General features: G+C 57.8%; 18 protein-coding genes. 3 read left to right on the top strand and 15 right to left on the bottom strand.

Annotation, left to right across the window (positions count from 1 at the left end; translation table 11 throughout):
• Positions 1-80 precede the first annotated feature (80 nt).
• Positions 81-1,013 carry a LysR family transcriptional regulator gene (locus CDO73_RS02140; protein ID WP_088486848.1) on the top strand — a complete coding sequence of 311 codons (933 nt, stop codon included), beginning with the start codon at positions 81-83 and terminating at the stop codon, positions 1,011-1,013.
• A gap of 151 nt (positions 1,014-1,164) precedes the next feature.
• Here the strand turns inward: CDO73_RS02140 and CDO73_RS02135 are convergent, their stop codons facing one another.
• The 6 genes from CDO73_RS02135 to CDO73_RS02110 form a co-directional block, all read right to left on the bottom strand.
• A complete protein-coding gene (locus tag CDO73_RS02135; protein WP_088486847.1) occupies positions 1,165-3,507 on the bottom strand; it encodes a sensor histidine kinase in 2,343 nt (780 codons plus the stop codon).
• The gene (locus CDO73_RS02130) at positions 3,494-4,195 is read right to left on the bottom strand and encodes a response regulator transcription factor (protein WP_088486846.1); all 702 of its coding nucleotides are present in this window, start codon (positions 4,193-4,195) and stop codon (positions 3,494-3,496) included. The genes CDO73_RS02135 and CDO73_RS02130 overlap by 14 nt, the downstream gene beginning before the upstream one ends.
• A gap of 222 nt (positions 4,196-4,417) precedes the next feature.
• Positions 4,418-5,392, bottom strand: a complete 975-nt coding sequence (locus tag CDO73_RS02125; protein ID WP_256972521.1) for a GGDEF domain-containing protein — start codon at positions 5,390-5,392, stop codon at positions 4,418-4,420.
• Between the two features lie 77 nt (positions 5,393-5,469).
• Positions 5,470-6,471 carry an EAL domain-containing protein gene (locus CDO73_RS02120; protein ID WP_088486844.1) on the bottom strand — a complete coding sequence of 334 codons (1,002 nt, stop codon included), beginning with the start codon at positions 6,469-6,471 and terminating at the stop codon, positions 5,470-5,472.
• Positions 6,472-6,699: 228 nt separating this feature from the next.
• The gene (locus CDO73_RS02115; RefSeq protein WP_088486843.1) at positions 6,700-7,179 is read right to left on the bottom strand and encodes a CBS domain-containing protein; all 480 of its coding nucleotides are present in this window, start codon (positions 7,177-7,179) and stop codon (positions 6,700-6,702) included.
• 160 nt (positions 7,180-7,339) lie between these two features.
• Positions 7,340-8,623 (bottom strand): S1C family serine protease, encoded by a 1,284-nt coding sequence (locus CDO73_RS02110; protein WP_088486842.1) that lies wholly within the window; start codon positions 8,621-8,623, stop codon positions 7,340-7,342.
• 188 nt (positions 8,624-8,811) lie between these two features.
• Between CDO73_RS02110 and CDO73_RS02105 the strand changes: the two genes are divergently transcribed.
• A complete protein-coding gene (locus tag CDO73_RS02105; protein WP_179218480.1) occupies positions 8,812-11,997 on the top strand; it encodes a GNAT family N-acetyltransferase in 3,186 nt (1,061 codons plus the stop codon).
• A gap of 3 nt (positions 11,998-12,000) precedes the next feature.
• Entirely contained in the window at positions 12,001-12,882 is an 882-nt protein-coding gene (locus tag CDO73_RS02100) for an amidohydrolase family protein (RefSeq protein ID WP_088486840.1), read from the top strand.
• Between the two features lie 211 nt (positions 12,883-13,093).
• Here CDO73_RS02100 and CDO73_RS02095 read toward each other — a convergent pair whose 3' ends face one another.
• The 9 genes from CDO73_RS02095 to treC all read right to left on the bottom strand — a co-directional run bounded on the left by CDO73_RS02095 (position 13,094) and on the right by treC (position 26,837).
• A complete protein-coding gene (locus CDO73_RS02095) occupies positions 13,094-15,508 on the bottom strand; it encodes a M56 family metallopeptidase (protein ID WP_088486839.1) in 2,415 nt (804 codons plus the stop codon).
• Positions 15,509-15,512: 4 nt separating this feature from the next.
• Positions 15,513-15,890: a BlaI/MecI/CopY family transcriptional regulator gene (locus CDO73_RS02090; protein ID WP_088486838.1), complete on the bottom strand. Its 378-nt coding sequence runs from the start codon at positions 15,888-15,890 to the stop codon at positions 15,513-15,515.
• 289 nt (positions 15,891-16,179) lie between these two features.
• Complete coding sequence (locus CDO73_RS02085) at positions 16,180-17,136, bottom strand: alpha/beta hydrolase (RefSeq protein WP_088486837.1); 957 nt, start codon at positions 17,134-17,136, stop codon at positions 16,180-16,182.
• Between the two features lie 10 nt (positions 17,137-17,146).
• On the bottom strand, positions 17,147-18,187 hold the full coding sequence (locus CDO73_RS02080) for an asparaginase (protein WP_088486836.1): 1,041 nt from the start codon (positions 18,185-18,187) through the stop codon (positions 17,147-17,149).
• A complete protein-coding gene (cphA, locus tag CDO73_RS02075; protein WP_256972520.1) occupies positions 18,180-20,984 on the bottom strand; it encodes a cyanophycin synthetase in 2,805 nt (934 codons plus the stop codon). Before cphA ends, CDO73_RS02080 begins: the two co-directional genes overlap by 8 nt.
• Positions 20,965-21,780, bottom strand: coding sequence for a cyanophycinase (locus CDO73_RS02070; RefSeq protein WP_179218478.1), 816 nt, complete (start codon positions 21,778-21,780; stop codon positions 20,965-20,967). The genes cphA and CDO73_RS02070 overlap by 20 nt, the downstream gene beginning before the upstream one ends.
• A gap of 315 nt (positions 21,781-22,095) precedes the next feature.
• Positions 22,096-22,821: a trehalose operon repressor gene (gene treR, locus CDO73_RS02065; protein WP_088486834.1), complete on the bottom strand. Its 726-nt coding sequence runs from the start codon at positions 22,819-22,821 to the stop codon at positions 22,096-22,098.
• 206 nt (positions 22,822-23,027) lie between these two features.
• Positions 23,028-25,088 carry a PTS system trehalose-specific EIIBC component gene (gene treP, locus CDO73_RS02060; protein WP_088486833.1) on the bottom strand — a complete coding sequence of 687 codons (2,061 nt, stop codon included), beginning with the start codon at positions 25,086-25,088 and terminating at the stop codon, positions 23,028-23,030.
• A gap of 39 nt (positions 25,089-25,127) precedes the next feature.
• Positions 25,128-26,837: an alpha,alpha-phosphotrehalase gene (gene treC / locus CDO73_RS02055; RefSeq protein ID WP_373446961.1), complete on the bottom strand. Its 1,710-nt coding sequence runs from the start codon at positions 26,835-26,837 to the stop codon at positions 25,128-25,130.
• Positions 26,838-26,993: the final 156 nt, after the last annotated feature.

The raw sequence follows: 26,993 nt of genomic DNA, 5'->3' as shown, positions 1-26,993 counted from the left end.
AATAAATGATACAAAGCATCAAAGTTTTTGATGGATTGTCGAAATTCAATGATATTCATTCTGATACGGGAGCCGAAAAGATGGAATTGACCTATCTCCGCACGTTCCGGGAAGTGGCGCGCAGACAAAGTTTTACCCGCGCGGCCGAAGAATTGGGATATGCCCAATCCAGCGTCACCATGCAGATGCAGAAGTTGGAACGCGAATACGGCGTAGCTTTGTTCGAGCGTTACGGACGGCAGCTTCGGCTGACGCCGCCGGGCGAAGCGCTGCTCAAGCTGGCGGTGCAGATGCTCGAACTGTACGACGAATCCAAAGAAGCGATCGGCAAGCAGCTCGACGGGGCGGTCACCATCGGGACCATCGATTCGCTGGCCGCTTATTATCTCCCCCCTTATTTGCAGCAGCTTCGCTCGAAACATCCGGGCATCGGCATCCAGATGATGCCCGACAGCGAAAGCAATCTGGTGCTGAAGCTCAAAGAAGGCGAATACGACCTCGCGCTGCTGCTCGACCGCAAACCGGCCGATCCGGCGCTACGCTGCATCACGGTGCGCGAAGAACCGCTGGTGCTGATCGCCCCGCCCGGTCATGCGCTGACCGCGGGCGTTTCCGACGCGAGCGTGCCGATCGACCGGTTAAGCGGCTGCGAGCTGATCGTATCCGAAGGAAGCTGCCTGTATCGCAGCACGTTCGAGAAAGTGCTGCGCGAGAATCACGTCTCGTACCGCATCGGCTTCGAACTCGGCAGCCTGGAAGCGATCAAACACTGCGTCATGAACGGTCTCGGCATCGCGCTCCTGCCGCAGATCGCCGTCGAGGAAGAACTGAAACGCGGCACGCTCGCCGCCGTCCCGTTCGAACATCCGGATCTGAAATTCCATCTTCAGCTTCTGCTGCATCCCAAGAAATGGATGTCGCAGATGCTCTTGACGCTGATCGGGCTGATGACCGGGGAAGATGCGGAGCGGGTAAATGAGCGGTTGAATGCGGCGGACTCTGCCTTCTCCTGATTTTTGGCATCCGTTCGCCTAGATCCATGCATATAAAAAGAGTTCTCCGCCTAAGCGAAGAACTCTTTTTTGTTTTCTGAATCCAAGCACCGAATCCGAAAAATCAAATCCCGAAGCTGAAATCGAAGACTTCACGCGACAGCTTCGGCGCTTATTCAGCGGCGCGCAGTTCGTCGGTTCCTCCGTATCTTCGCGGCCATCTGATCACCGCTTTGAACAAGTCTCCGTCGAGTTCGACGGCGAAGATTCCGCCTTGCAGCTCGACCAGACTTTTGGCAATCGCCAGTCCCAGACCCGAACCTTCCGTATGACGCGAACGGTCGCCGCGCGCGAATCGTTCCACGATCTCCTCCGGCTTGAAATCGAGTTCGGCGGCAGACATGTTCTTGAACGAGACTTTTGCTTCCCGCCCGTCGTCTTCCAGTTGAATATACGCGCGGGAACCCGGCATCGCGTATTTGGCGATATTTAGATACAAGTTTTCGAAAATCCGAAACGTCTTCTCGCTGTCGAGCGGCAGCACGACTTTATGATCAGGCAGCGAGAAACGAATCTGTATGCCGTTTTCGACCAGCTTTTCTTCCGCTTCGAGCCGGGACTGCTTGAGCAGCTCGCCTAGATCGATCTCGACCGGAGCTATAAGGGCGTTCCCGCTGGAAGCCCGCGTATACTCGAACAAATCTTCGATCAATCGGCTGAGCCGCTGCGATTTGCCGCTAAGCACTTCGATGTAGGCGCGTCGTTCTTCGTCCGGCAGATCGGCCTGACGAAGCAGATCGACATAAGTGAGAATCGCCGTGACCGGCGTTTTGAGATCATGCGAAACATTGGTCACCAGTTCGCTTTTCATCCGTTGACTTTTCGTTTCTTCTTCGACCGCATGTTTGAAGCCTTCGCCGATATGCAGAATTTCCTGTTTCATCGGCTCGAATACGCCCAGATTTTCTTCGATGCGCGCGTCCAAGTTGCCTTTTGCCATACTCTGTACGGAAGTAAACAGGAGGTCATATGCTTTGACGATACGGTCTTTGTCTTTTTTGATCCGGTATGTTATGGCCAGCAGGTAAGGAACGAGAGCAAATAGCGCATAATACCGGATCTCGGCAGCCAGTACAACGATTGCGCTCACGACGCCGAAATGCACGAGCAGCACTTTGGTCAGCGATCGATCGGTACGATCCGAAGGATCGAACATATGGAGCCAGCAGAACCATCGGGTAACAACACGGCCTGTCCGCTCGACAACGAAAACGATCAGACTTCCTCTGTTGAAAGCGGGAGCGGCTTTTTCGGCGACTGCCGATACGAGGAACCGGGATAATCCGCACCAACAGATCAAGATAGCCAACCCGCACAGCCAAGCTTGCAGATGCGGACCGAAACCGGACGTTCCCGGCTCGCCTTGCGCCACATCATACGACCAACCTGCAATTTTTTTATAAAAGAAGAGTGGTAGGATAGCTCCGATTAACCAGAGTTCGATCGGAACCTTGGCGAATCGTCCGGTCGAACGATGTTCGTTTCCGTCAAAATCGATCTCGGCAAGCTCTTCGCGTCGCTTGCGCTTGAAAGCAGGAATTCCGACCAACGCTGCGCCGCCCAAGGCCGCCGCCGACAGCGGAACAAATCCCGAATCCAAAAACGCGTTGCTTTTGATTCTTTCCATACTGCCGGGATTGCTGTAAACGTCTCTGGGGAGAGCGTACACCATCGTAAAACCGTGCGGCGCCTCGACCATGGAGAGCGACGGGCGGAAGATTTCCGTATCATTGACATAGGGCCGTATGCTTCCTATGTCTTCAAAAAAAGCAATCCGATTCATGCTGTCGAGCAGCAATTTGTTCTTGAGATTCTCGTCCATTCCATACCAAACAGGAATTTGCATAAGTCCATCGTATCGATAATTGACTACAGCGTAAAAAGCATATTTGTCCATCATTCCCCGTTCGTCGGGAACCTGCTTGGCCAACTGCTCCAGGCCGTTCAGATTGTTCGTCGAAAATTGTTCCGTCGAGTGTTCGTAAACTAAATAGTCCATCCGGTAATCGCCCGTTAACCAAGAGACGCCGTCATTCCACGCGGCCACAATTTCGTTAAAGCGCTTCTTAAATGCTTCATTCTTGAAGCTGCCATCGCTATGATAAGCTTGTTGGCCGCCCGGCAGATAGAAATCCGAGGCCGAATAGCCGTAGCCGTAAGGTTCAAAGAACAGCATGGGCATCGCGTAGTTTGTTCGTACCAATCGGTCGATAAACACGTTTCGCTGAGATATCGTCATATTTAATTCATGGCTCTCCTGTTTGGCCGATAGGTAAGCTTGCTTTAGCAGCATCGGATAGCAGAGCAGCACCGTCGAAGCGATCACGGCCAGCAGCAGCAGTCTAACTGCCCAAGGCGGAAATCCGGAAACAGCGCTGCCGTTCCGCTTCGACCTTGCTTTGGTAAAATCATTTTTCCGCAGTTGTTCCGTTATCGATTGTTCATTGTTTTTCAATTTTATACCCCACTCCCCATACGACTTTGAGATACTTCGGATTTTTGGGATTGATCTCGATCTTCTCCCGAATATTGCGAATATGGACCATGATCGTCTCCGTGGAGACGGCGCGTTCGTTCCAGATCCGTTCGTAGATCTCGTCCGCCGAGAACACCCGCCCCGGATGACGGATCAGCAGATGCAGAATTTTGAATTCCATCGGCGTGAGCCGAACGGGCGATTCGTCTACCCAGACTTCCACCGTTTCTTCGTCCAACTCCAATCCGCCTACGGCGAAACGTCCCGGTCGGTTTTCCTGCGACGAGATGACCGAGAGATAACGCGCATACCGCCGAAGCTGCGAATTGACGCGCGCCAGCAGCTCCATCGGGGCGAACGGCTTGGCGACGTAATCGTCTCCGCCGATATTCAGCCCTGCTACTTTATCGATCTCTTCGGATTTGGCGCTCAGGAAAATAACCGGGAAATCATGCTTTTCCCTCAATTTCATCGTCATCGCGATCCCGTCCATACGCGGCATCATCACGTCCACTACAGCCAGATGCACCTCTTCGCGCTCAAGCTGTTCCAGCCCTTCCACTCCGTCTGCCGCTCGCAGCACTTCGTATCCCTGATTCCGCAGATAGATGCAGACCCCTTCCAGAATTTCTTTGTCGTCTTCCACGACCAAGATTCGATAAGCCATAACCACAATCTTCCTCCGTTTCCGTTCTGCAAACCGTCTATGTATCCGTCTTTATCAACGCGATATCTTGATTGTAGGTAACGCTTCTAAACAAACGCCAGCGGAAAAACGAAAGAAATTCGAAAGAAACCGAAAAAAAAGGCGAGAACGCCAAAAAAAACCGGTCGCTTTTCGACGACCGGCCGATTGCGTATCCGATTTTGTGTGGGCTTATTCCGGCGTTTACAACCCCATGCAAGCCGCCGTTTGTCCGTCCGCGAACACGATGCTGCCCTGCACGGCTTTGCAGCGCTTCTTGATGCGGGCCGATTCTTCCACGACTTCGTCGATCGTCTCGTAATGCCGGCTTCGGTTGGTGACGACCGCGATCGACAGCGACACGAGCGGAATCAAACCTCGGCTGCCGTAACGGTTCTCGCCCGCGACCGCGCCGCGCGTCAGATCTTCGCTCCGATAGAAGTCGCGCTTTAAGCGCTCGAACTCGAAGATCGCGCGGCTGCACGCTTCTTCGTAATCGTGATGGTGCAAGATGGCGATATAATCGTCTCCGCCGATATGGCCGAAGAACGTGTCCGATTGATTGAAAATGCCGCTGAGCAGGTTCGCCGTCGCCTGAAGCAGCAGATCTCCCTGTTTGAAGCCGTAACCGTCGTTGTACGATTTGAATTGATCCAGATCGATATAGAGCACGCTGAATTTTTCCAATCCCAACGTCTGGTTCAGGCGGTCTTCGATGATCCGGTTGCCGGGCAGCCCGGTCAGCGGATTCATGAAAGTCGCCATCTGCGTGCGCACGTCGGCGACGGACAGCAGCAGCTTCCTTACCGTGACGGCTCCGCGAAGGCGGCCGCCGCCGCTGACCAACACCAGATCGTACAGTTCTTGTTCCGGCCGGTTCATCGCTTGGATGCTCACGTCGGTAATCAATTCCGCTTCGTCGACCAGCAGCGGCCGCGAATTCGACATGACGCCGACCGGGCGGTTCATGAACAGCGTGTAGCCGTACCTTGTCCCGATCTGCTGATAGAACTGGATACGCATCATCAGCGCGGCGCTTCCGTCTTCGCAGGCGATCGCCAGTCCTTCAAGTTTGGGATTTCTTTTGAATAACTCGTCGACGGCTTCGCATTTGGTATGCGCTTCGACAACCGGAATTTCTTCCGCGATCTCGCCGATTTGGGTCAGCAACCGCTGCACCCCCTTTCGATGTCGGATAGACGACCTGCGGACGCCTTCAAGCGAAACGGCATCTCCTAAGCTGACCGCTTAAGAGGTTAGGTTTCGCCCTTCGAAAACCCGCTTGAACCGTGCGTGTTTCCGAAGGACTCAAACCTTAGATTTAGTGCGGTCAGCTCACTAGGATTGATAGCGGCGGACGCGGATAAATGAACGGACTTTTCCGTTTCCGGTTCAGCCGTCCCTTCCTCGCAAGGAAATCTCGCCGGCCGAAGTTCGGGCGCGGGACGTCCGAGCGCGTAGCCCTGCCCGTATTCGATGCCTTCGCTTCGCAAAAATTCCGCTTCCGCCCGGCTTTCGATCCCTTCCGCGATAATGGAGGTTCCCGATCCGGCGGCAAATTCTTGCAGCAGCTTGACCATTCGCCGACGGTCTTCGTGCAAATGCAAATCCCGAATCAACGACTTGTCGAGCTTGATAAACTCCGGTTTCAAGCTGACGATCGTCTTAAGGCTGCTGTAACCGGACCCGGCATCGTCGACGGCGATCCGAAATCCTTGATCCCGATAATGCGACAGCACCCGTTCGAATTCCGCGTAATCGCTGACGGCCTGTTTTTCGGTCAACTCGAAAACGACCCGTTCGGGCGGCAGGCCGTACCGCTTGAGCAGACGCACGGTTTCTCCGCTGCGGTAAGACGTATCGGCCAGCACCAACGGATGCACGTTGATAAACACCACGTCGCCCGGAATCTCTCCCGGGAGCTGCATGCGCCTGCGCGCGTGCTCGAATCGTTCGATCGAGGTCTCCCGACAGTACCGTTCGAATTCGAACACCCGGTCGGTCCGGCCCAGATAATCGTAGAAGTCTTCCGTACCGGCAAACCGGTTCGACGCGGGCGGACGGTTCAGCACCTCGTAGCCGAGGCAGCTCTCGTCTTGAAGATTCAAGATCGGTTGAAAAAAGGTGGACAGTTTGCGCTCTTTGATGATCTTTTGCAATTCTCGCGATTTGCCGTACGTCCGGATCGAAGAAGCGACAACCTCGAACAAATCGCCGAAGATCGAAGGCTTCCCGGGCGTCAAAAGCGGAAATTTCATGTTTTTCACCTGAATTATGCGTAGAATCGAGGCCGGAAGTTGCATTCGAGCATCTCTATGGGTCTATCGTAACACCCCGAGACCAAGCAAGCGTCAAGGCTGTGTAAAATCCGTGTAAAGGCATGCCGAAAAGCCCGCATCGTTCGCCTCTCTTTCGCGCGAGCGGTACGGGTTTTCGAAAAGCGATCTATAAGGACGGGCGCTGGCGGCGGAAACTTCGGGTTGACGTTATCGGCCGACCGGCTTCGCGTTCAATTCGTTGAGGCGTACGGCAAGCTGCTTCAGCAGATCGCCTCGGCTGATGACGCCGACGACTTCTTTTTTATCGTTGATCACAGGCAGTTTCTTGAAATGATGTTTGGCGAGAATGCCGAGCGCTTCTTCCAGATCCTGATCCGGCGAGACGTATTGGACGTTCTTCTTCATGATCTTGCCCGCTTGAGTGCCTGCTTTGTACGCCATCGCTTCGCTCAGTTCCTCGGGCGGGCTGACGAAGACGTAGCTGAACATATCGTAGACCGTCTGCCGGTTCGGGTTCATATAGCGCAAAATATCGCCATCGCTGACCATTCCCGCAAGCTTGCCCGACGCGTCGACGACAGGCGCTCCGTTGATGCGTTTGGCGACGAATAACTCCAAAACGTCAGCGACCTTCGCGTTCTGATTCACCGTATGCACGTCTTTGATCATAAAGTCCCGTACCTTCATCTTTGTCTCCTTCTTTCTATAGAGTTGCGAACCTATCTCTATTTTACTCTTGGCGGACTTTTAAGTAAACGCTTACTTCATGAATCGAAAAAGAGCCTGCGCATCGCATGACGCCCGCGCGCAGACTCTTGATTCCGCTTCCTCCCGATCGAAAAGACGATTAAATTTGCAGATTGTCGGTCAACGACAAAGTCGCCTGCTGCCGCTGCCCGTTGCGGTAGAACGTAATGGTCAAGTCGTCGCCGACTTTCTTCTCCGTAAACAGATACTGCCTCAAGTCGCCCGAACTTCCGATCGCCTGGCCGTCGACTTCCGTGATCACGTCCAACTGGCGCAGTCCCGCTCGGGAAGCCGCCGAATTCGGCAGTACGCGCTGCACGATCGCTCCCTCGGTCACCTCGGCGGGAAGCCGCAGATCCGATTGATAATAAGCCGACGGAATCGCCGCCAGATCCACCGTCGTTACGCCGATCGTCGCCCGATGCACTTCGCCGTTCGCTTCGAGCTGCTCGATGATCGGGACCGCGACGTTGATCGGAATCGCCAGACCGATGCCTTCGACCGTATCCGTGCTGATCTTCGCGGAGTTGATCCCGATCAGCTTGCCCGATAGATCGAGCAGCGCTCCTCCGCTGTTGCCCGGGTTGATCGCCGCGTCGGTCTGGATCGCTTCGGATTGGAAATCCGGCGTGCCGTCTTCGTCGACGTCGACCGGCACGACGCGCTCCAGTCCCGATACGACGCCTGTCGTGACGGAACCCGCGAATTCCAGTCCGAGCGGGTTGCCGATCGCGATTACCGGCTGTCCGGCTTTGAGCTTGGACGAATCGCCGAATTCGACTACGGTTTCGGCCGCCGAAGCCTCCATCGTGACCACGGCCAGATCCGTCCAGACATCCGTACCGACCAATTTGCCCTGCACGTCGGTACCGTCCGCGAGCGTAACTTCGAGCTGATTAGCGCCCGCGACCACATGATTGTTGGTGACGATGTAAGCCAGATCGCCTTCTTTCTTATAGATCACCCCGGACCCGGTGCCTACCGGGACGCCGTCTTCGCTCGAAGGCGTCATGAACATGCCGCCTCCGCCGCGGCTCTGAATGTTCGTGATGCCCACGACGGCTCCGCCGAGCTCTTCGACGACGCCCGAGACGTCCATGACGCCGCCGGCGGCAAGCGAAGCGGTCTCCGCCTGCGACGGCTCCCGACCGTCGGCGGTATTGGACACCGGCTGCGCCGTCGTCTGCTGCTGTTCTTGCTGCGAGGCTGCCGGCGCTTCGGCCGGCTTCGTCGTATCGTTCTCCCATAGTCCCGTACGCGGCAGAATCAACGCCACCAGCAGCGCCCCGATCACCAGGCCCGTCAAGCTGGACAGAAAGTACCCCAGTCGGCTGCCTTTCCCCTGCCGAGGTCCTCTGCCCGGTCCTTCGTTCCGATATTCCATAAGCTTCATCCTTTCGTTCGGGAATATGCGCCATCAGCGCGTCGAACACGTCCTAGTCACACATACCCGAACGCATTCGGCAGTAAACGGACTCGAGATCGGGCTTTTCTGGAATAGCAACCAAATTACGCTTATAATAGTTCATGTACATAAATCCCATACGCGCAAGGCAAAGGGGGACCCGAATCATGAGTACGACAAATGCGGCGCAGATCCGCATCGTCGAATACGAACCGAAACATGCGGCTTCGCTGGCGGAGATGTGGAACTTGAGCAGCGAGAGCTGGGGCGGCGACGCTTACGTGCATACGGAAGAAAACATGCGCGCGAAGCGCGAACGCAGCACCGATCTGCAAACGTTTCTGGCGCTGGACGGCGACACCGTGGTCGGTTTCTGCAGCTTTTCTTATTATCAGGAAGACGAAGGCGCCATGTATATCCCGCTGCTGAACGTCCGCCCCGATTACCACAGCCGCAAGGTCGGCAAAGCGCTGATCCTCAACGCCGTGCGGCGCACGATAGAGATGGGCTGGCCGAGACTGGACCTCTACACTTGGGGCGGCAATACCAAAGCCGTTCCGGCTTACAAAAAATGCGGATTCTTCTGGGAAAAACGCGACGATACGACGCATCTGATGAACTTTATCCCGACCGTTCTTCGCACCGAAGCCGTCGCTTCGTTCTTCGAAACGGCCGATTGGTACGCCGACGGCAAACGCGATCTGTCGCTCCGACCGGACGGCGAACGCGAGAACGGCTTCGATTACCTGACTTACGATTGGGAAAAAGACGGCCGCGGCCTGACGATGCAGTTCGAACGCACCGGACGCGGACTGCGCAAGATCGAAACCGACGATTATTCGATCGAAACCGTGATCGAACGCCATCGTCTGCCGTTCGGACGCAGCTATCCGATCACCTACCGGATCGTCAACAAAAGCGGCGCTCCGCTGGAAGTCGGCCTCGAAGGCCGCGACGGAAAAGGCGTCGAGTTCGCTCTGAACGAGACGGTCCGTTTGGACGAGATCGGCAAGACGGAAATCGTCGGCTTCTTCAAACTGCCCGAAGCGGCAGAAGAACCGAGCGTCTGGCGGACCCACCCGGGCGTCGAGACGGAGCTGCGGATCAACGGACTCCGGGCGTCGTTCAAAACGGGCGTCGCTCCGGTGTTCCCGATCATGCTGACGACTTCCGTTCCGGCTCCGTTAAGCGTTCCGGGACAAGAGACCGAAATTCAGATCGGATTCGAGAGCCGTTTCGCGGAAGAAGTCGAGATCGAAGTGACGCTGCCGGCTTCGGAAGCCGTAACTTTCCATCCGGACAAACTTCGTCTCAAGCTGCCGGCGGGCGGACGCGCGACCTGCTCGCTGCAAGCTCGGGTGGAGCGTCCGGGAGTGGCCGCTTCGCAAGCACGGATCGAAGTTACGTCAGGTCAAGAAACCTTTACCGTGCAGGGCGAACTGGAAGCTTGCTTCCCGTCCGTATCCGGTACCTTCTGGGGCGAGACGCCCAAAGAATGGATCGCGGGCAGCGGTCCCGTCACGATGCGCCTGAACAAATCCAACAATCAATTCGCGCTGCGGACCGCAGGACAGAAACATTCGCCGTTCTGGTTCGATCTGCCGAAACTCGGCCCGCCTTACAGCGACCGCTTTATCGAACGCAAACCCGCGGACGTCCGTTTCCAGCAGCGCGGCGATGCGGTTGCGCTGGAAGCCGATTACGAGTGGGACGAACCCGACGGCCTTACGCTGACGCTGGTCGGCGAATTGAAACCGAACGGTTCGTTGAACTTCTCTCACCGCGTACGGCGGACGAACGGCGGTCCGCTGCCGGAAGGATTGAAGCTCAAATTGACCGTACCGGTCTCGCTCAGAGAAGCCGTGCTTCCTTATAACGGAACGTTCCTCGATCTGGGCAGCGGAGCGGACGCGATCCATATGGATTATTGGAAACCGGAGAATCTGACCGAAAATTGGCTGTACTTCCGCTGGCCGATCGCGGCTTTCGGCATCGTCTGGCCGTCTTCGCTGGTTGGTCCGGTCAGAGACCGCTGGCGCTATGCTTTCGAACAAGAGATCGGCGCGCTTCAAGAAGGCGAAGAACGCTCGACGGTTCCGATCAGCTTCTTTATTGACACCTTCCGAGATTGGCGAGCGCTGCGCGCTTACGCTACCGGAAGAAGCCGATTGGACCCGCGTTATCCGGGCCCGCTGTCTGTCGAAGAGCGATGGGAACACGGACCTTCGCGAAGCACGCCGCATCTTGCAGGCACGATCAATCGCGACAATCCGTTCCTGCCGGAGACGTTCGAGACTCGCCTGTTCGAACACAAAGACGTCAATCTGGCCGGTACGCTGAGAATGACTGCGCAGCGCGGTTCGATCGCCGATACGGAGCTCAGCGCCGATCCGGCGTCGGAACTGCGAGAAGTCAAAGGCGAAGCGGCACTGGCCGCCAGACCGGAAGCGGATCTGATCGATTTGCATTTCGATATGGACGCTTATTCGCAGCGCGGCAGCCGTCTGGTCTTCCCTGCTCCGCAGTCGGCCGATACCGTACGTACGGCTCGGGTCGAAGATCAAGGGCTGGCCGCTTACGAAGCCGATAACGGCGTCGTTCGTCTGCGCGTCGCTCCCGCTTTCGGTCCCGCTCTGTATTCCATGCGTTATCGCGGCCGGGAGTGGCTCGATTCTTCGTTCCCGCAGGCCGGACCGAAATCGTTCTGGAATCCGTGGTTCGGCGGCATCTTGAGCGCTCCCGGCGGCATCTCGCTGCGTTCGCTTCAGGAAGAAGAGATCGACGCGGACTTCGCAGAGGTGACGGACACCGCCGGAAACGTCTGGACGGGCATCAAGATCGCGACCCGGATCGCGCATAACGAATCGCTCAAAGGATTCGTCTATCGCCAATATTTCCTGCTGCGTCCCGGCTCGCCGGTCATGGCGTACTTCACGGCCGTCGAGCAGCGCTCGGGCCTGCCGATCAACGATCCGGTCATGCAGCAGAACGCTTACTATTCCAGCGCGTCCGATCTGCGCGAAGGACGCTTCGAGATCCGCGATTCGCACGGCGCGCCGATCGTGTACAAGACCGGCCGCTACGATACGGACTTGGAATTCGAAGGTCCCGTCCGCCTGTTCTCCGCCGAACGTCAAGAACGGCTGATCGTCGTTCCCGGCGCGGAGAACGGGATGCAGCAGTACGGCGTCCTGCTGAACGAACTGGCCGGCATGCATGCCAACGACCGTTTCGACGGAGCCGAAGGTTCGCTCAGTTTCGTACGTCCTTACTTCCATGTCTTTACCGATCTCGACCCGCAGGACGACGCGTTATCCGGCCTGCGCGGCATCCGCTTCGAACAGGAGGAATAATCCATGAAGATCATCGACGCGCATATTCATTATTCCGACATCGAGAGCTTTCGGCAGACGGCCGACGAAGTCTCGCTACTGAACTATACGCCGGAAGGATTGGCCGACGAATTCCGCCGCGCTAACGTCGTGGCCGCCGTGGGCATGGGCGTGACCGAGACCGTATCAGGCGGATTTCCCGATAACGCCGCGGCCAACCCGATGGGCCTCGATCTCGGCGGCGGCAATCTGGATACGCTGCCCGCCAACGTCTTCGAATGCGCGGGCATCAATCCGCATACGCTCCAGCGCCCGGGAGAGCTGGAAGCGCTGGAGCGATCGCTTCAGCATCCCAAGACGGTCGGCATCAAGCTGTACGCGGGCTATTATCATTTCAACGTCAACGATCCCGTGTACGATCCGGTCTATGCGCTGGCTTCCAAATACAAACTGCCGATCGTCATTCACGGCGGCCTGACGTATTCGGACCGCGGGCTGCTCAAACATTCGCATCCCCTATCTATGGAAGAAGCGCTGCTGGCGCATCGCGATCTCACCTTCATGATCTGCCATCTCGGCGATCCGTGGGTGATGGATACCGCCGCGATGCTGGAGAAAAACCCGAATCTCTACGCGGACCTGTCGGGCTGGATCGTCGGCGACGACAACAAGATTACCCGGCTGCTGACCGAACAGACTTACGTCGATCATTTCAAACGGGCCATCGTGTTCGCCGAGCGTTACGACCGTCTGGTCTTCGGCACCGATTGGCCGCTGATCCCGATCGATTCGTACGTCCGGTTCGTGAAGCATCTGATTCCGGAAAAATATTGGCATCATGTGTTCTACCAGAACGCGCTGGACGTATTCCCGAAACTCAAGGAAGCGATCAAAGGATTGGAATAGTCCTCGATCGGAACAAATCCGCTGACGATAGCTCGGGTCAGCGGGACGTTTCCGGTTGATTTGCAGCGATCCTCATCCGTTTGTTCTCAACGCAGTAAAAAGCCCCTGAAAGCCGCAAAGCGGTTTTCGGGGGCTTTTTTTATTTGAATATTTCTATTCGCATTTCTATATTCTTCGTCTTGGTATGCCTGCTTCTGCATGGACCGGCGGTCTATTGAACCTCCGACCATAAACCGGTGAAAATGTCCGCTTGGACCGTTGTTTCCCGCCCGTCGAAGGTCACTCGGCAAAGAACGTTTCCGTCGCCGGAGAAACCTTCGAACCCGTCGTCGCCTTCGGAAAGTTCCCAACCCGCGTCTTCGGCAAGATCGCGAATACGATCGGCAAGCGCCGCCCGATACACGGAGCCGTCGGCGGAACGCAGGCTTTCGAGATCCGATTTTCCGGCAGCCTCCCGTTTAAGCGACGCGATCGGGCTTCCCGACGCGAAATCGAAGATCGTGCCTGTCGCTCGATTCACGCCGTAGGCCGCTCCCTGACCCTGCTCGCCGCTCGAATCGGGATCGGGAGCATTCACGCGATAAACGTCGTTCTCTTCCCGAACCGTCCAAGCTTCCGCGTCGGAGGCCGCGTATCCCAGACGTTCGGCGACCGCGGCCGGAATCTCTTCCTCGGCGTAACTCATATCGGTGTTCGGGTACAAAACCGTTTCGGACACGTCCAGGTTCCGATCGTACGTCACGAAGACGCTGAACGGGAATTCGGTCGTGGAAGCGCGCGCTTGCAGCGACGCCGTCATCCGATTATCGGTAAGCGCATAAGAGACGATCGATCCGAAGCCGACGCGGTCGGAGATAAATCCGGCTTGATCGGCATCCGGATACCGTTTCGAGATATGCGTTCCGCTTAGTTCCGCGTTCATCACCGCGTCTTCGCCCTGCCGCGCGATAGACGAATTCACGGATCGTTCCAATCGGGCCGCCGGGTCTTCGACCGGAATTTCCTCCAGCGTATCGAAGTCCAGCACATGCGCTTCTTGAAGACTCAGCTCCGTTCCGTTTCCGGTCGGGACAAACGCGACGATCTCTTGACGGTCGTCCCCGGTGACGTCGGCCAACGAGACCAGTACGGAACGTGCTCCTCCGCCGGGTTCGTAGCTCCAGAGATACGAAACGGCCGTACCGTTTTCTTTGCGGATCGTGAATCGGCTTAATCCCGGATGGGCGGGATCGTTGTATTCGCCCGCGTAGACGGTACCTCCTTCGAACACCGAAACGTTGACGCCTTCGTCGCCCGCGGCCGGCGTTTCGACTTTGACGGAAGCCTTTTTGTTCGCCGATGCGGCAGTCTCCGGCGAATCGGCCGATTCCGAAACGGATTCGTCCGCCTGCGTGCTTTTCGCCGGCTGTTTCGACTGCGCGGCGGCCGTCGGAGCCGTTCCTGCCGACGAAGCCGGCCCCGTCAGCGCGCAGCCCGTGAGCAGCAGCAGAACGAGCGCGCCGATGCCGGCGCTTTTGAGACCGCCTCGCCGATAGCCGACGATCTTGGCGATTCGGCGTCCGGCTTCGCTCTTGGCGCTCCACAAGCCGGAAGCCAGCGGCAGCTTGAGCGGAGCCGCCTCCCGCTCCAGCAGCGCAAGCAGCGTCAGGCCGTAGTCCCGGCGTTCTTCGGCCGGCATCCGGCCGAGCGCCAGCTCGTCGCAGGCCGTCTCTTGGTCTTCGCGGAGCTTGCGGAAAGCCAGCGCCAACAGCGGATTGAACCAATGCGCGGCCGTCAGCAGGAAGCACAGCAGATTGACGGCGATATCGCGCCGTTTGATATGCGCCAGCTCGTGCAGCAGCACATGACGCAGCTGCCGCTCTTCGAGCGTGCCGAGCAGCGTCCTCGGCAGAAGCAGCTTCGGACGCAGCGCGCCGAACACCGTCGGGACGGAGATTCGATCCGTCACGACGAGCTGCGGACTCCGGCGCAGCCCCGTTTCGCGGCGGCAGCGCTCGAGCAGCAGGGCAGCCGAAGCGGCTTCTTCCGGCGCTTCGCCGCCGGACTCCCGCCGCAGGCGGCGGCCGAACGCCGCGCTCGAAGCGGCTCCGTAGGCCAGCAGCGCCAACGCGCCGGCCAGCCAAGCCAGCGCGGCGGCCGTCCACCAGCCGGAAGCTCCGGCTTTTTCGCGCGCAGCGCCGTCATTCGCGGCGGCGGCGCGCTCGCCTGCCGAAGCAGCAGCTTCTGGGCTGAAGCCGGCCCCTTCGCTTCCCGCTGTCGGCGCGGTCTCCGCCGACAGCGGCGGCCCGTCTGCTGCGAGGGGCGAAGCGTCCGCTTCTTCCAGCGCTTGATTCAGCGCGGCCTGCTGCAAAGCCGCGCCCGCGGTGTCTCCGTTCGCCGCGCCTACCCAAGACTGCGGCATCCAACCGTACAAGCTGATCGGACTTTCGGGCGACCACGGAATCAACAGCCGCAGCAGCAGCGGAATCCAGAGCAGATACAGCCAGCTCGGCCGCAAACTCTTGCCCAAGATCCGGCGCAAAGCCAAGATCAGCAGCGCCAATACGCTGCCCATGACCGACAACCAGAGCACCTGCCTGAACGCGAACTGAAGCAGTTCCGTTCCGATATGCAGAAGATGATTCATTTCCTCAATCCTTTCGTTCGTCCAGCAGCTTGCGCAGCTCGTCGAGATCTTCGCGCGACAGCTGCTCGTCCCGGATAAAATGCGCCAGCATCGGACGCATCGCTCCGCCGTATACGCGTTTCAAGAAGGAACGCGTCTCCGACTTCACGCATTCTTCTTCCTGCACCGTCGGATAATACCGGTAGATCCGGCCGTCCGCTTCGTAGCCGACGGCTCCCTTTTCGGTCAGACGCTTGATGAGGGTCCTTACCGTCTTGGGATTCCAATCCCGGCTTCCTTCCAGCGCCTGCACGATCTCGCTTGCCGTACGCGGAGAACTCGCCCACAGCACCTTCATGACTTCCCATTCCGCATCCGTGATGTTGGGGATGTTGCGTTCCATCGACTTCGCCTCCTCTTTTCAAATACGGAAAGCTATTGATTACAACTGTAATCTCGATTCAAGTATTACATTTGTAATCCTATGATGTCAAGCCGATCCGCGGACAGGTCTAAAAGCCGAAGCTTAGGGCTCGACCCGAAGCAGCTTTCGAGCCTCGCATGGGAACGCAGCAAAAAACCTCCGTTTCCGAAAAGCCGCGGACCGGTTCGCTCGATGCCGAGCTCGGGCCTGCACTTTTTTGGAACGCGAAGGTTTTGCTTGGATTATTGATTCGTATTTCCATACGTGGTCAATCGATTCGAGACACGCCGTAAGACTCTCTGCCCTTATCCGATCTGGCGGAGCTTTGCCGGGCGAGTTCCGCGATTCGCTTCATGGCGTGCTTGGCTTCCGGGATCGGCAGCAGCGGAAAATCATGGATCATCCGCTCGTAAGGCAGCAGCTCCGCTTCTCCGCCCGCCGCCCGAACGGCCGAAACCCAGGCTGCCGAGTCGGGAAATAACAGATCGCGCGTACCGATCAAGATCGAAACCGGAGGCAGCGAACTCAGCGGTCCGTATAGAGGGCTGACGGCAGGATGGGTAAGCGTTTCTCCGCCTGCCCAAGCTTTTCCGAACGCCCGAAGCACTTTTTTCGTCTGAAGCAGATCGACCTGTTCGATCTCTTGAATCTCCGGCCGCCGCAGCGAAGAATCGAGCAGCGGAGAAATCAGGATCAAGCGCTCCGGCAGGGGAAGCTTCAGGCGTACGGCTTCCTGCGTCAAAGCCAGCGCGACCGCTCCGCCCGAAGAATCTCCTATGACTACGATTCGCGCCTTTTTTTTCCGCTCGAGCAGTTGCCGGTAGCAGGCAATCAGCTTCTCCGACGCTTCCCCGAAATGATGAACGGGAGCTTTCGGGTAGATCGGCATAACGACTTCCGTCCGGAGTTCCCGCGCGAGCCTCCCGAAAAACCGCCAATGAAACCAAGTCGGCTGCATGACATACCCGCTTCCGTGCAGATACAACACGATCGTTTCCTTATCGGATTCCGGACTCTCCCGTACGAAAATCTCCATGCCCTGCTCCGTCCGTTTGCGCGTCGTCGCTCCTTGTCCGGTAAAAGGCGCAGGCCTGCGAGGGCGATCGTTGACGCGTTTCCGATAAGCGATGTAGGCGGCCAACCAGCGGTCGTTCGAATAGATCCGCTTGCAGAAAGTCATCACGGATGCAGCCGAAAACAAAGATCCCGCCCAACTGGGTCTCATCGTTTCCCGCCTACCCGTTCGGCTGCGCGCCCGTCAAAAAGCGCGAAGTTCGCTTCAATTCGATTACCGGCTCGAGCCGTCCCGCTTCTTCTCCGCGATGATTACACTGAAGCGGAAGACGGAATTCCGACAATTCCTCGAATTCGGATGCGGACAGCGCGCCGACCTGCCGGAGCAGCTCTACCGCCGCGGGATAAGCGGCCCGCCGATTGCCGTCGTCCACTTTGACGGCGGCCCCGAGCTTGAGTTCGGGGATCGCCAGCGCGTAGACGCCTTCCGCCCCGATCTTTCCGATGATCTTTCCCTGCGTGCGTCGGATCAGTTCGGTGTCGAATTCGTCCGTGCCGCCGATCATCTCGGGATGGCGAACGATCGCGCTTCGTACGCGCAAGATCGCTTCTTGCAGTTCGGGACGCAGCCCGGAAGGATCGGCCAGCTTCGCGAAGATCAGCGCCAGACGCTCCAGCGGAAACAGATGGGTGGGCAGCCCGCAGCCGTCGCTTCCTTCTTCGATCTTATCCGCTTCCATGCCCGACAGCTCGGCGAGCAGTTCGCGCACCTGCCGCTGCAGAAGATGCCCGCTCTCCGTATAGGTATCCGGATCAAGGCCCAGATGCAGACAGGTCAGCAGCATCCCCGCATGCTTGCCCGAACAATTGTTGTGGATCGGCTCGATCTGCGCGCCGCTTCGCAGCAGCGCTTCGTAAGCCTCGACGCTGTAAGGCGCATGGGTTCCGCAGTTCAGCTTGTCCGAAGACAAACTGCCTCGCTTCAACATCCCGCTTACGGTCTCCGTGTGCATCGGCTCACCGTTATGAGAACCGCAGCAGACGGCGATCTCCCGATCGCTCAAGCCGTAACGGTCCGCCGCGCCCGACAGAACCATCGGCAGGACTTGGACCGGCTTCACGCAGGAACGCCCGTAGACGGGCAGCGAAGGGTCGCCGCATTCGGCTCGAACTTCGCCTTCCGGAGTCGCGACGACGGCCGAACCCCAATGGATCGATTCCGTATTGTTTCCGCGTATAACCAGAGTCAGCTTCTCAGCCATGGCGTTTGTCTCCTGTCTGCGCCGTCGACTCGTTCATTCGCGGATAGACCGTCAGCGAATAGGACTCGACTTCGATTTCGGATTCGATTCGAGGCTCGATTTGAGATTCCGATCCTGTTCCGGGTTCGCCCGCGGCCCAGTTCTCCGCTTTCCGGTCGAGTCGTTCTTCGGCCTCTTCGGGCAGTCCGTTCATAAAAGATTCGACATGCTCGTAGTCGTCGTAGAACATCAGAATCAGATCGCCGGGTTCGGACAATTCCCAAGCGCGCCGATAAGCTTCCGCTTCCGCAGGAACGGCAAACGTTCGCGTCTCGTCGAGCGCCGAGCTTTGGCGGAGCAGTTCGATCGTTTCGAACGGCTTTCTTCCTCGCGTGTTGACGTCCTCCTTGATAACGAACAGGTCGCTGTGCCGCCCGATGATCGCGCCCATCTCGGCGATCGCCCGGTCCGGTCGGTCTCCGGGCGCGGACGCGACCGTAATCAGCCGTGTCTTCGCCATCGATTCGACCGTCTCGTAAATGGCCGAGATGCCCGCGGGATTATGGCCGTAATCCGCGATCAGCATGCGGCCCGCGGCATGACGCACGTTGAACCGCCCGCGGTTCTGCTCGGGACTCGGCAGGAAAGTCGTCAACCCTTCGCGCAGGCTCGCCAGCGACATGCCCGTTGCCCGAACGGCCGCCAGAGCGGCCATCGCGTTGGCGATATTATGCTTCGCGAGACCGCGGATCGCGATCGGCACGTCGGCGGCCTTGATAAACCTGCGGGCGCGCCCCCGGGAAGAATAGACGATCCAGCCGTCGCCGCTGAGGAACCAGATCTCGCCTTTGGCGTCGAGCGTACCCTGTACGACCGGATTGTGTTCCCGCAGCGAAAAATAAACGACTCTTCCCTGCGTATGGCTGCCCATCGCCGTGCAGCCGTCGTCGTCGGCATTCAGCACGCAGACGCCTTCCGGCAGGACGACCTCCGGAACAACGCGCTTAAGCTTGCGGAGGTCTTCCAACGTATCGATCCCGTCCTGCCCGAGATGGTCTTCGGACACGTTCGTCACGATTCCGATGTCGCACCACTCGAAAGCCAGCCCTTCGCGCATGATGCCGCCCCGAGCCGTCTCCAGCACCGCCGCTTCCACGTCCCGGCGCGCAAGCACCTTGCGGGCGCTGCCCGGGCCGCTGCAATCGCCCGTATCGATGCGTTCGTCGCCGACCCAGACGCCGTCGGAGCAGGTCAAGCCGACCTTCTGGCCCGTTCGGCTCAGCAAATGGGCGACCAGACGCGCGGTCGTCGTCTTGCCGTTCGTTCCGGTTACCGCGATCAGCGGAATCGCGGCTTCTTCGCGGGAAGCGAACAAATAATCCACGATGCTCCCGCCCACGTCTCGGGTTTCTCCGGTCGACGGGAAGTGATGCATCCGGATTCCGGGTGCCGCGTTGACTTCCAGCACCGCCGCCCGCGAGGGATCGAACGGAACGCTCGGATCTTCGGTGATGATGTCCACGCCCGCCACGTCCAGACCGATCGCTCCGGCCGCTTCCACGGCCGCTCTCGCGTACGAAGGATGCACCCGATCCGTAACGTCTTCGGCGGAAGCGCCCGTGGAGAGGTTGGCGCTGCCCATAACGAGCAGCTCGGTACCTGCGGCAGGGATATCTTCCAACGAAATCGAAGATTTCGTCAGAAAAGCTTCCGCCTGTTCGAGCGGAATCCCGCTCATCGGTTTCTGATGTTCCGCGCCGCGCAGCGGATTGAGATTCTCGCGTTCGATCAATGTCCGAATCGACGAGACGCCGTCTCCGACCACGCTCGGAGGACGCCGCAAGCTGGCGGCGACGAAGCTGCCGCCGACGACCGCGAATCGGTAATCGCTGCCCGCATAATAGCGTTCGACGATGAAATCCGTATACTGCGGAAATTCCGTCACGGCAAAATCGTAAGCCGCCGCCAAATCGGAGAACGTTTGCAAACCGGTCAGCACCGCCTGTCCCTGCCGACCGTTCAGCGGTTTGATCACCAGCGGGAAGCCCAGTTCTTCCGCCGCTTCTTTTAATTCTTCCCGGCAGGCAACGACCGTGCCGCGCGGAACCGGCAGACCCGCTTCTTCCAGAAGCTGCTTGGTGACTTCTTTGTCGCAGCTGTTTTCGACGGCCAGATAAGACGTCTGGCCGGTGATCGTCGCCTGCACGCTTTTCTGTTTGATTCCCGTGCCGAGCCGCAGCGTGCTGTTCGGACCTACGCGTTCGACGGGAATCTTGCGCGCCAGCGCCGCTTTGTATATGGATTCGGTACTGGGACCGAGTTTATTTCGAAAATAAAGCTCCGACGTCGTTTTGACGTAAGGAGCCGCCGAGATGTCCGTTCGTCCCGCCAGAATCGCCTCCGCGATCTCGAGCGCCGATTCGAACGCGTATCGCCCGGATTCCTTTTCCGCAAAACCGAACGTCACGTAATAAATGCCCGGCATCGAGCCGGTGATCGTCTTGCCTCTCCGCACGGCGATTCCGGCGAGATCCTGAATCTCGATCGCCATATGTTCCAGAATATGACCCATCCAAGTTCCTTCGCGCAGCCGCTCCACGAAGCCGCCTTCATACCCTCTGGAACAGGTGTGCGTCCGAAGGGTCGGCAGCACTTCCAGCAGCTTGTCGACGAAGCCCGGAATCAGATGCGAAGGCTTGTATTCCAGCTCTCCGATATCGAGCTCGACCCAGATGGTCGGTTTATAGCTGTATAGATTGGGGCCGGTCCAATATTTGATCTTGTTGACCTTCATGATGTTATTCTTGAGGTTGGTCATCGTCGTCTTCCTCTCTGGGTGCGGATGAACAAAGTTTTCGCGTAATCAGATCGAACCGGTAACCGGACGCCAGCGAGTGCAGCCGAACGCCGGAGATCGTAATATTGGTGTTGTCGCCGTGATCGGTCGTATCGACGTATTCCAGTTTCTTGCCGTCGAACACCGTCACCGAATGTTCGCCGAGCACGCTGAACACGCTGCCGTCGTCCTGCACGTGAATAGCGGTATTCTCGTCGATTCCGATGCCCATGACCTGCGGATTATGCGCGATCGCCGTCATCAACCTGCCGAATCGCGCCCGCTGCGAGAAATGCTGATCGATGATCGCGTCTTCGATCAAGCAGAACCCCACGCCCATCTCCACGATATATTCGTCTTCCACTTCGAGCGCAGACATGATCATATGACAGCTCATGACGGCCGCTCCGGCGCTGGTGCCTCCGATCGGCATTCCGTCATGCCAACGGTCGCGCAGCTCGTCGTAGAAAAACGTGCCTCCCAAAAGGCTCGTCAGCCGAACCTGATCGCCGCCCGTAATAAACAACCCCGTGCAGGTTTCGAGCCGTTTTTTCAATTCGCCCTCTTCCGCGGATTCCCGCGTGTCCAGATGGAAAATCTGCGTATCCGGGCAGCCGAGCGAACGGAACAATTCGTCGTACTCTTCCCCTGTTTCTGTCGGATATTGAGTAGCGGTGGTGAGAATGCCGATCCGAGACTTTTCTCCGCCGGACATTTCGACGAAGTGACGGAGAATGACTTTATCTCCTTTTTTGTCTTCTTTTCCTCCAATGATCAAGAGGTCGCCTCGCATGCGTTCACCCTGCCTTCTCTTTGTAATGTGACACGACATGTAGAGTGTCGCCCGCATTATTTACCCATCCTTTTGCAGATAAAACCATTCTATTCCAGTTCCTATCCGATAATCGAAAAGAAGGGTATTCGGACATATCCGGGAGACGGAAAGCCGGAACTTAAGTCTCCCGAATCTAGGGGGAAAGGATCAGGCTATCGGGAAAGCAGAGCATAAAAAGAAAGCTTCTATAAGAAAAACTCATAAAAAAAGCCTCCCCGTAAGGGAAGGCTTTTCGGTCCCGGGCAGCAAAGCGGCCGTCTATTCTTCCGGCAGCACTCTGCGCGCGAAATCCACGAATCGAAACTTGTCCAACCGGTGCCGGGATTCGGTGTACTCGAACAACGTGGTGTCTTCCAGATGCACATAGTTGCGCACGACGACCACATGATTGTCCCGGGCGAGATCGAGCAGTCGTTTATCTTCCTCGGACGCTTTTTCCACCGAAATCTCTTTTTTCGCATACGCGATCTTCAGCGACAGTTCGCCTTCCAGATACGCGTAGATCGAATCGCCGGCGATCTGTTCGTTCAGAGACGGAATGACCGATGCAAGGAAATAATCTTTGTCCAAAATGACCTTCTCGTCTTCGATCTCCCGGGCCCGAACGACTTTCCAGACCGGCTCGCCTTCCGGGATCTGAAGCTGACGGGCTACATAAGGCGGACAAGGAATCTTCGCGGTCTCGTGCACCAGCGTGCGAGCCGTACGGCCGAGACGTTCCGACAGTTCTTTGAAGCTGACGAGACCCGAGACGGGAAACTGCATGCGGTTCATATCGAGCACGAACGAACCTTTTCCCCGGACTTTGTGGATGTAACCGTTCTGCGCCAACAGATGCAGCGCTTTGCGGACCGTCTCCCGAGACGTGGTGTATTCCTCCGCGATTTCGTGTTCCGACGGCAGTTTCAGCCCCGCTTTGAGCAGTCCCGTTTCGATGCGCTGCGTATAATCGGTATAAATTTGCGAAAAAATATTTTTATTCATCGATTGATCACCGTGACCCATTGTAAGGAGTATTTGTCCAAAATGCAAAGAAGTCCGTCATGTTGCCTACAAGGTTCGGTACCTGCGAATAAAAAGACGGTCCGCTTCCCGGAAATCATCCGGGCGGCGGACCGTCGAGACTCAAGCGCAAAAGTCCTTACTGCCCTTCGTTGAACTCGTCTTGATCGCGATCGATCCGCTTGGAATTAGACGCCCGAGCCGGTCAGATGCACGCGCAGTATCGGCGTTTCTCCCGCTTCGGCATTGCCCGGAATCTCTTCGATGCTCTCGACGATATCTTGACCGACCGGAATGATTACCGGAGAGATGGTCGCATAACCCGCCGCTTTGATCGCTTCGCGATCGAACTCGAGCAGCAGTTGGCCTTCTTTGACCACGTCGCCGGTCGCGACATGGGCTTTGAAGCCGCTGCCTTTGAGACCGACCGTATCGATGCCGACGTGAATCAGAACCTGAACGCCGGTCGCATGCTCCAGAATCACCGCGTGTTTGCTCTTGTCGATGACATGGGCGACCGTGCCGTCGAACGGAGCCACCACTCGGCCGTCCGTCGGTTCGATCGCGATGCCTTCGCCCATCTGCTTCTCGGCGAAAGCCGGATCGGGTACGTTCTCGAGCGGAACGGCGCGGCCTTGAATCGGCGCGGTCAGATCCAATACATTCACCGCTTCGCTCGAAGATGCGGCCGTCGAAGTTCGCGCTGCCGACGAGTCCGCATGCTGCACGACCGTATTGCCTGCGGCCGGGATTGGACTTTTCGCGTTCTCGACCTTCTTCACGTCGCGGTCCGCCAGATCTTCTTCGACCGCTTCGCCGGATTGCGCCTGCTTGCGAGTGACGATCTTGCCGTAAACCACCGTACCGACGAACGGAATCACGAGCGCGATGCCCATGCCGATAAAGAAGATCGGCCAATCGCCGACGTTGATCGCGAGGAAGCCGGGCAGACCGCCGACGCCGACCGCGAAAGCGCGAACGTCGTTCATCGTCAGCAGGATGCCGCCGATCGCGGAACCCGCCATACCCATGAACAGCGGATATTTATACCGTACGTTGACCCCGAATACCGCCGGTTCCGTAACGCCGAGGAACGCCGTGACGGAAGTCGTGGCCGACAAACTTTTCATTTTCTGCGAACGGATGACGAACATCATCGCCAGTGCCGCGGCACCCTGCGCGATATTGGACAGCGCCAGCATCGGCCAGAGGAACGTGCTGTGTCCGGCCGCGTCGGAGTTGATCAACTGTAGATCCACCGCGAGGAACGTATGGTGCATTCCCGTAATAACCAGCGGCGCGTACAATCCGCCGTACAGCAGACCGCCGAGCCAAGGCACCGTATCGAACAGCCACACCACGCCGCTTGTCAGCCAGTTGCCCAGCGTGAACGTAACCGGACCGATCACCACGAAAGCCAAGAAGCCCGTTACGAGCAGCGCGATCGGCGCCACCAGCAGAAGCTTCAGCGAATCGGGCACTTTGCGGTTCAGCCACTTCTCGATCACGACCAGCACGTAGGCCGCGACGAGCATCGGCAGAACCTGGCCTTGATAGCCGACCGCGTTAATATGCAGGCCGAACAAATTCCAAGTCGGAACCGTTCCTTCGTTGACCGCGTTCGCGTAGTCGTAAGCGCTTAACAGTCCCGGGTTGACGAGAATCAAACCGAGCACGACGCCCAGCAGCGGACTGCCGCCGAATCTTGTCGCCGCCGACCATCCGACCAACGCCGGCAGGAACGTGAACGCGGTACTGGCGATCGTGTTGACGATCGCCGCGAAGTCGGCCCACTGCGGGTAGACCTGCACCAACGATTGTCCGGCGAAGAAAATGTCTTTGCCCGTCAGCAGGTTGTTGATGCCGAGCAGCAGACCCGCCGTAACCAGCGCCGGGAGCAGCGGAATGAAGATGTCGGACAAGGTCTTGATGAATTGCTGGACGGGGCTCTTGTGCTTGATCGCCGCCGCTTTGACGTCGTCTTTGGTAGCGCGTTGGCCTCCGGTAATCGCTATCAATTCGTCATAAGCTTTGTCGACGATTCCGGGACCGATAATGACCTGGAACTGCCCCTGCGTGGAGAAGTAGCCTTTGGCCAGCTCATTATCGTCCAACGCTTGCTTGTCGACCTTGCTCTCGTCCGCGAGCGAGAAGCGCAGCCGCGTTACGCAGTGCGTAGCGACTTCGATGTTGTCCGCGCCGCCGACGGCTTGGACGATCTTCTCGACATCCTCTCTTCTTACTGACATCTTCTCATCCCCATTCTGTCTGATAAAATGCCGGGGGATTTACCCCCGGATGATCCACATAAACGACGCGTAAGGCTCAAGCCGCAGATCGGTCTGCCAATCGGGCGTCTCCGGCATATTGCCGGCCAGCAGCTCCGCCTGCGAGCCGCCGAGCGAACGATAAGCTTCCGGCAGCGAGAATGCCGCTTCTTCGCCGCTGAAGTTCGAGACGACTACCAGCGTATCGCGGTCGTTCGTTCGCGCATAAGCGAAGACCTGAGGATGCTGTTCGTCCAGACGAACGTAACGTCCGTCGGTCAGCACGTCTTCCGTCTTCCGAAGAGCGATCAGCGTTTTGTAATGGGCGAATACCGAATTCGGATCGTCGCGCTGCATTTTGACGTTGATCTCGGGATAACGCTCGTCGACCTTGATCCACGGCGTGCCGTCGGTGAAACCGGCCTGCGGACCGTAATTCCACTGCATCGGCGTGCGGGCGTTGTCCCGCGAACGTTTGGCGATGATCTCGAACGCTTCTTCCGGCGTCTTGCCCATCTCGACCATGATGCGGTACATGTTCTTCGATTCGATGTCGCGGAATTCCGAGATGTCGTTCCAATTCGGGTTCGGCATGCCGATCTCTTCGCCTTGGAACACGTAGGGCGTGCCTTGCAGGCCGTGAAGCGTCGTCGCCAACATCTTGGCGCTCGCGACGCGGCAGCGGCCGTCGTCCGCGAAACGGGACAGCGCGCGCGGCTGATCGTGGTTGTTCCAAAACAGCGCGTTCCAACCGCCGCCCTGCTGCATGCCGATCTGCCAAGACGAGAGCAGGCTCTTCAGCGCTTCGAAATCGTACGGCATCAGCTCCCACTTCTTGCCCTGCGGGTAATCGACCTTCAGATGATGGAAGTTGAACGTCATCGAGAACTCCCGTTCTTCCGGGTTCGAATACCGGATGCAGTGCTGAAGCGTGGTGGACGACATCTCGCCGACCGTGACCACGTCGTACGGACCGTAAACGCGTTCGTACAGTTCCTTGATGTACTCGTGCACCCGCGGACCGTCCGTATAATACCGGCGTCCGTCTCCCGTCATGATGCTGCCGTCGTCGTCCGGGAAATCTTGATCTTTGGAGATCAGATTGATCACGTCCATCCGGAAACCGTCCACGCCTTTGTCCGCCCAGAAACGCATCAAATCGGCCGCTTCCTGACGAACTTTCTCGTTCTCCCAGTTCAGATCGGCCTGCGTCTTGTCGAACAGCGCCAAGAAGTACTGCCCGGTCGCTTCGTCGTACTGCCAAGCCGACCCGCCGAATTTGGACTGCCAGTTGTTCGGCGGTCCTCCGCCCGGCGCAGGGTCGCGCCAGATGTAATAATTCCGGTACGGATTGTCTTTCGACTTGCGCGATTCACGGAACCAAGCATGCTCGGTCGACGAGTGGTTAACCACGATATCGAGCATGAGATGCATGTCCCGCCGTTTGAGTTCCGCCGCCAGTTCGTCGAAGTCTTCCATCGTGCCGTACGTCGGGTCGATCGCCCGATAGTCCGCGACGTCGTAGCCGTTATCGTTCTGCGGCGACACGTACACGGGCTGAAGCCAGACGATGTCTGCTCCGAGGTCTTTGAGATAATCGAGCTTCTTCGTCAACCCTCGAATATCGCCGATTCCGCTGCCGGTCGTATCGTTGAAACTGCGCGGATACACCTGATACACGACCGATTTGCGCCACCATTCCGTTTTGCCGTTTGCTTTCTGCATTGTCATCGCTGCGTACCTCCTTGGGGCATGAAGCTAGTACGCCGACCACCAATAATGTTAGGTTTCCGAAGCGCTCGAACCTTAGATTAAATGCGGTCAACTCACTAGGCCGCGGATTATTCGCTTCTGTCCGATCCCGCAGGAATCGGCGAATAACCGCAG

The organism is Saccharibacillus sp. O23, from assembly GCF_002205895.1.
Taxonomy (GTDB): domain Bacteria; phylum Bacillota; class Bacilli; order Paenibacillales; family Paenibacillaceae; genus Saccharibacillus.
The sequence above is the reverse complement of the archived record's forward strand: the minus strand, read 5'-3'. Positions and strand labels throughout refer to the sequence as shown.

What these genes read in the sequence shown, in the direction of transcription:
- CDO73_RS02100 (WP_088486840.1), top strand. Translation starts at nt 12,001, where the DNA reads ATGAAGATCATCGACGCGCATATTCATTATTCCGACATCGAGAGCTTT.
- CDO73_RS02110 (WP_088486842.1), bottom strand. Translation starts at nt 8,623, where the DNA reads ATGGAATATCGGAACGAAGGACCGGGCAGAGGACCTCGGCAGGGGAAA.
- CDO73_RS02080 (WP_088486836.1), bottom strand. Translation starts at nt 18,187, where the DNA reads ATGGCTGAGAAGCTGACTCTGGTTATACGCGGAAACAATACGGAATCG.
- CDO73_RS02090 (WP_088486838.1), bottom strand. Translation starts at nt 15,890, where the DNA reads ATGGAACGCAACATCCCCAACATCACGGATGCGGAATGGGAAGTCATG.
- CDO73_RS02085 (WP_088486837.1), bottom strand. Translation starts at nt 17,136, where the DNA reads ATGAGACCCAGTTGGGCGGGATCTTTGTTTTCGGCTGCATCCGTGATG.
- CDO73_RS02095 (WP_088486839.1), bottom strand. Translation starts at nt 15,508, where the DNA reads ATGAATCATCTTCTGCATATCGGAACGGAACTGCTTCAGTTCGCGTTC.
- cphA (WP_256972520.1), bottom strand. Translation starts at nt 20,984, where the DNA reads ATGACCAACCTCAAGAATAACATCATGAAGGTCAACAAGATCAAATAT.
- treP (WP_088486833.1), bottom strand. Translation starts at nt 25,088, where the DNA reads ATGTCAGTAAGAAGAGAGGATGTCGAGAAGATCGTCCAAGCCGTCGGC.
- CDO73_RS02120 (WP_088486844.1), bottom strand. Translation starts at nt 6,471, where the DNA reads ATGAAATTTCCGCTTTTGACGCCCGGGAAGCCTTCGATCTTCGGCGAT.
- CDO73_RS02105 (WP_179218480.1), top strand. Translation starts at nt 8,812, where the DNA reads ATGAGTACGACAAATGCGGCGCAGATCCGCATCGTCGAATACGAACCG.
- treC (WP_373446961.1), bottom strand. Translation starts at nt 26,837, where the DNA reads ATGACAATGCAGAAAGCAAACGGCAAAACGGAATGGTGGCGCAAATCG.
- CDO73_RS02115 (WP_088486843.1), bottom strand. Translation starts at nt 7,179, where the DNA reads ATGAAGGTACGGGACTTTATGATCAAAGACGTGCATACGGTGAATCAG.
- CDO73_RS02130 (WP_088486846.1), bottom strand. Translation starts at nt 4,195, where the DNA reads ATGGCTTATCGAATCTTGGTCGTGGAAGACGACAAAGAAATTCTGGAA.
- treR (WP_088486834.1), bottom strand. Translation starts at nt 22,821, where the DNA reads ATGAATAAAAATATTTTTTCGCAAATTTATACCGATTATACGCAGCGC.
- CDO73_RS02140 (WP_088486848.1), top strand. Translation starts at nt 81, where the DNA reads ATGGAATTGACCTATCTCCGCACGTTCCGGGAAGTGGCGCGCAGACAA.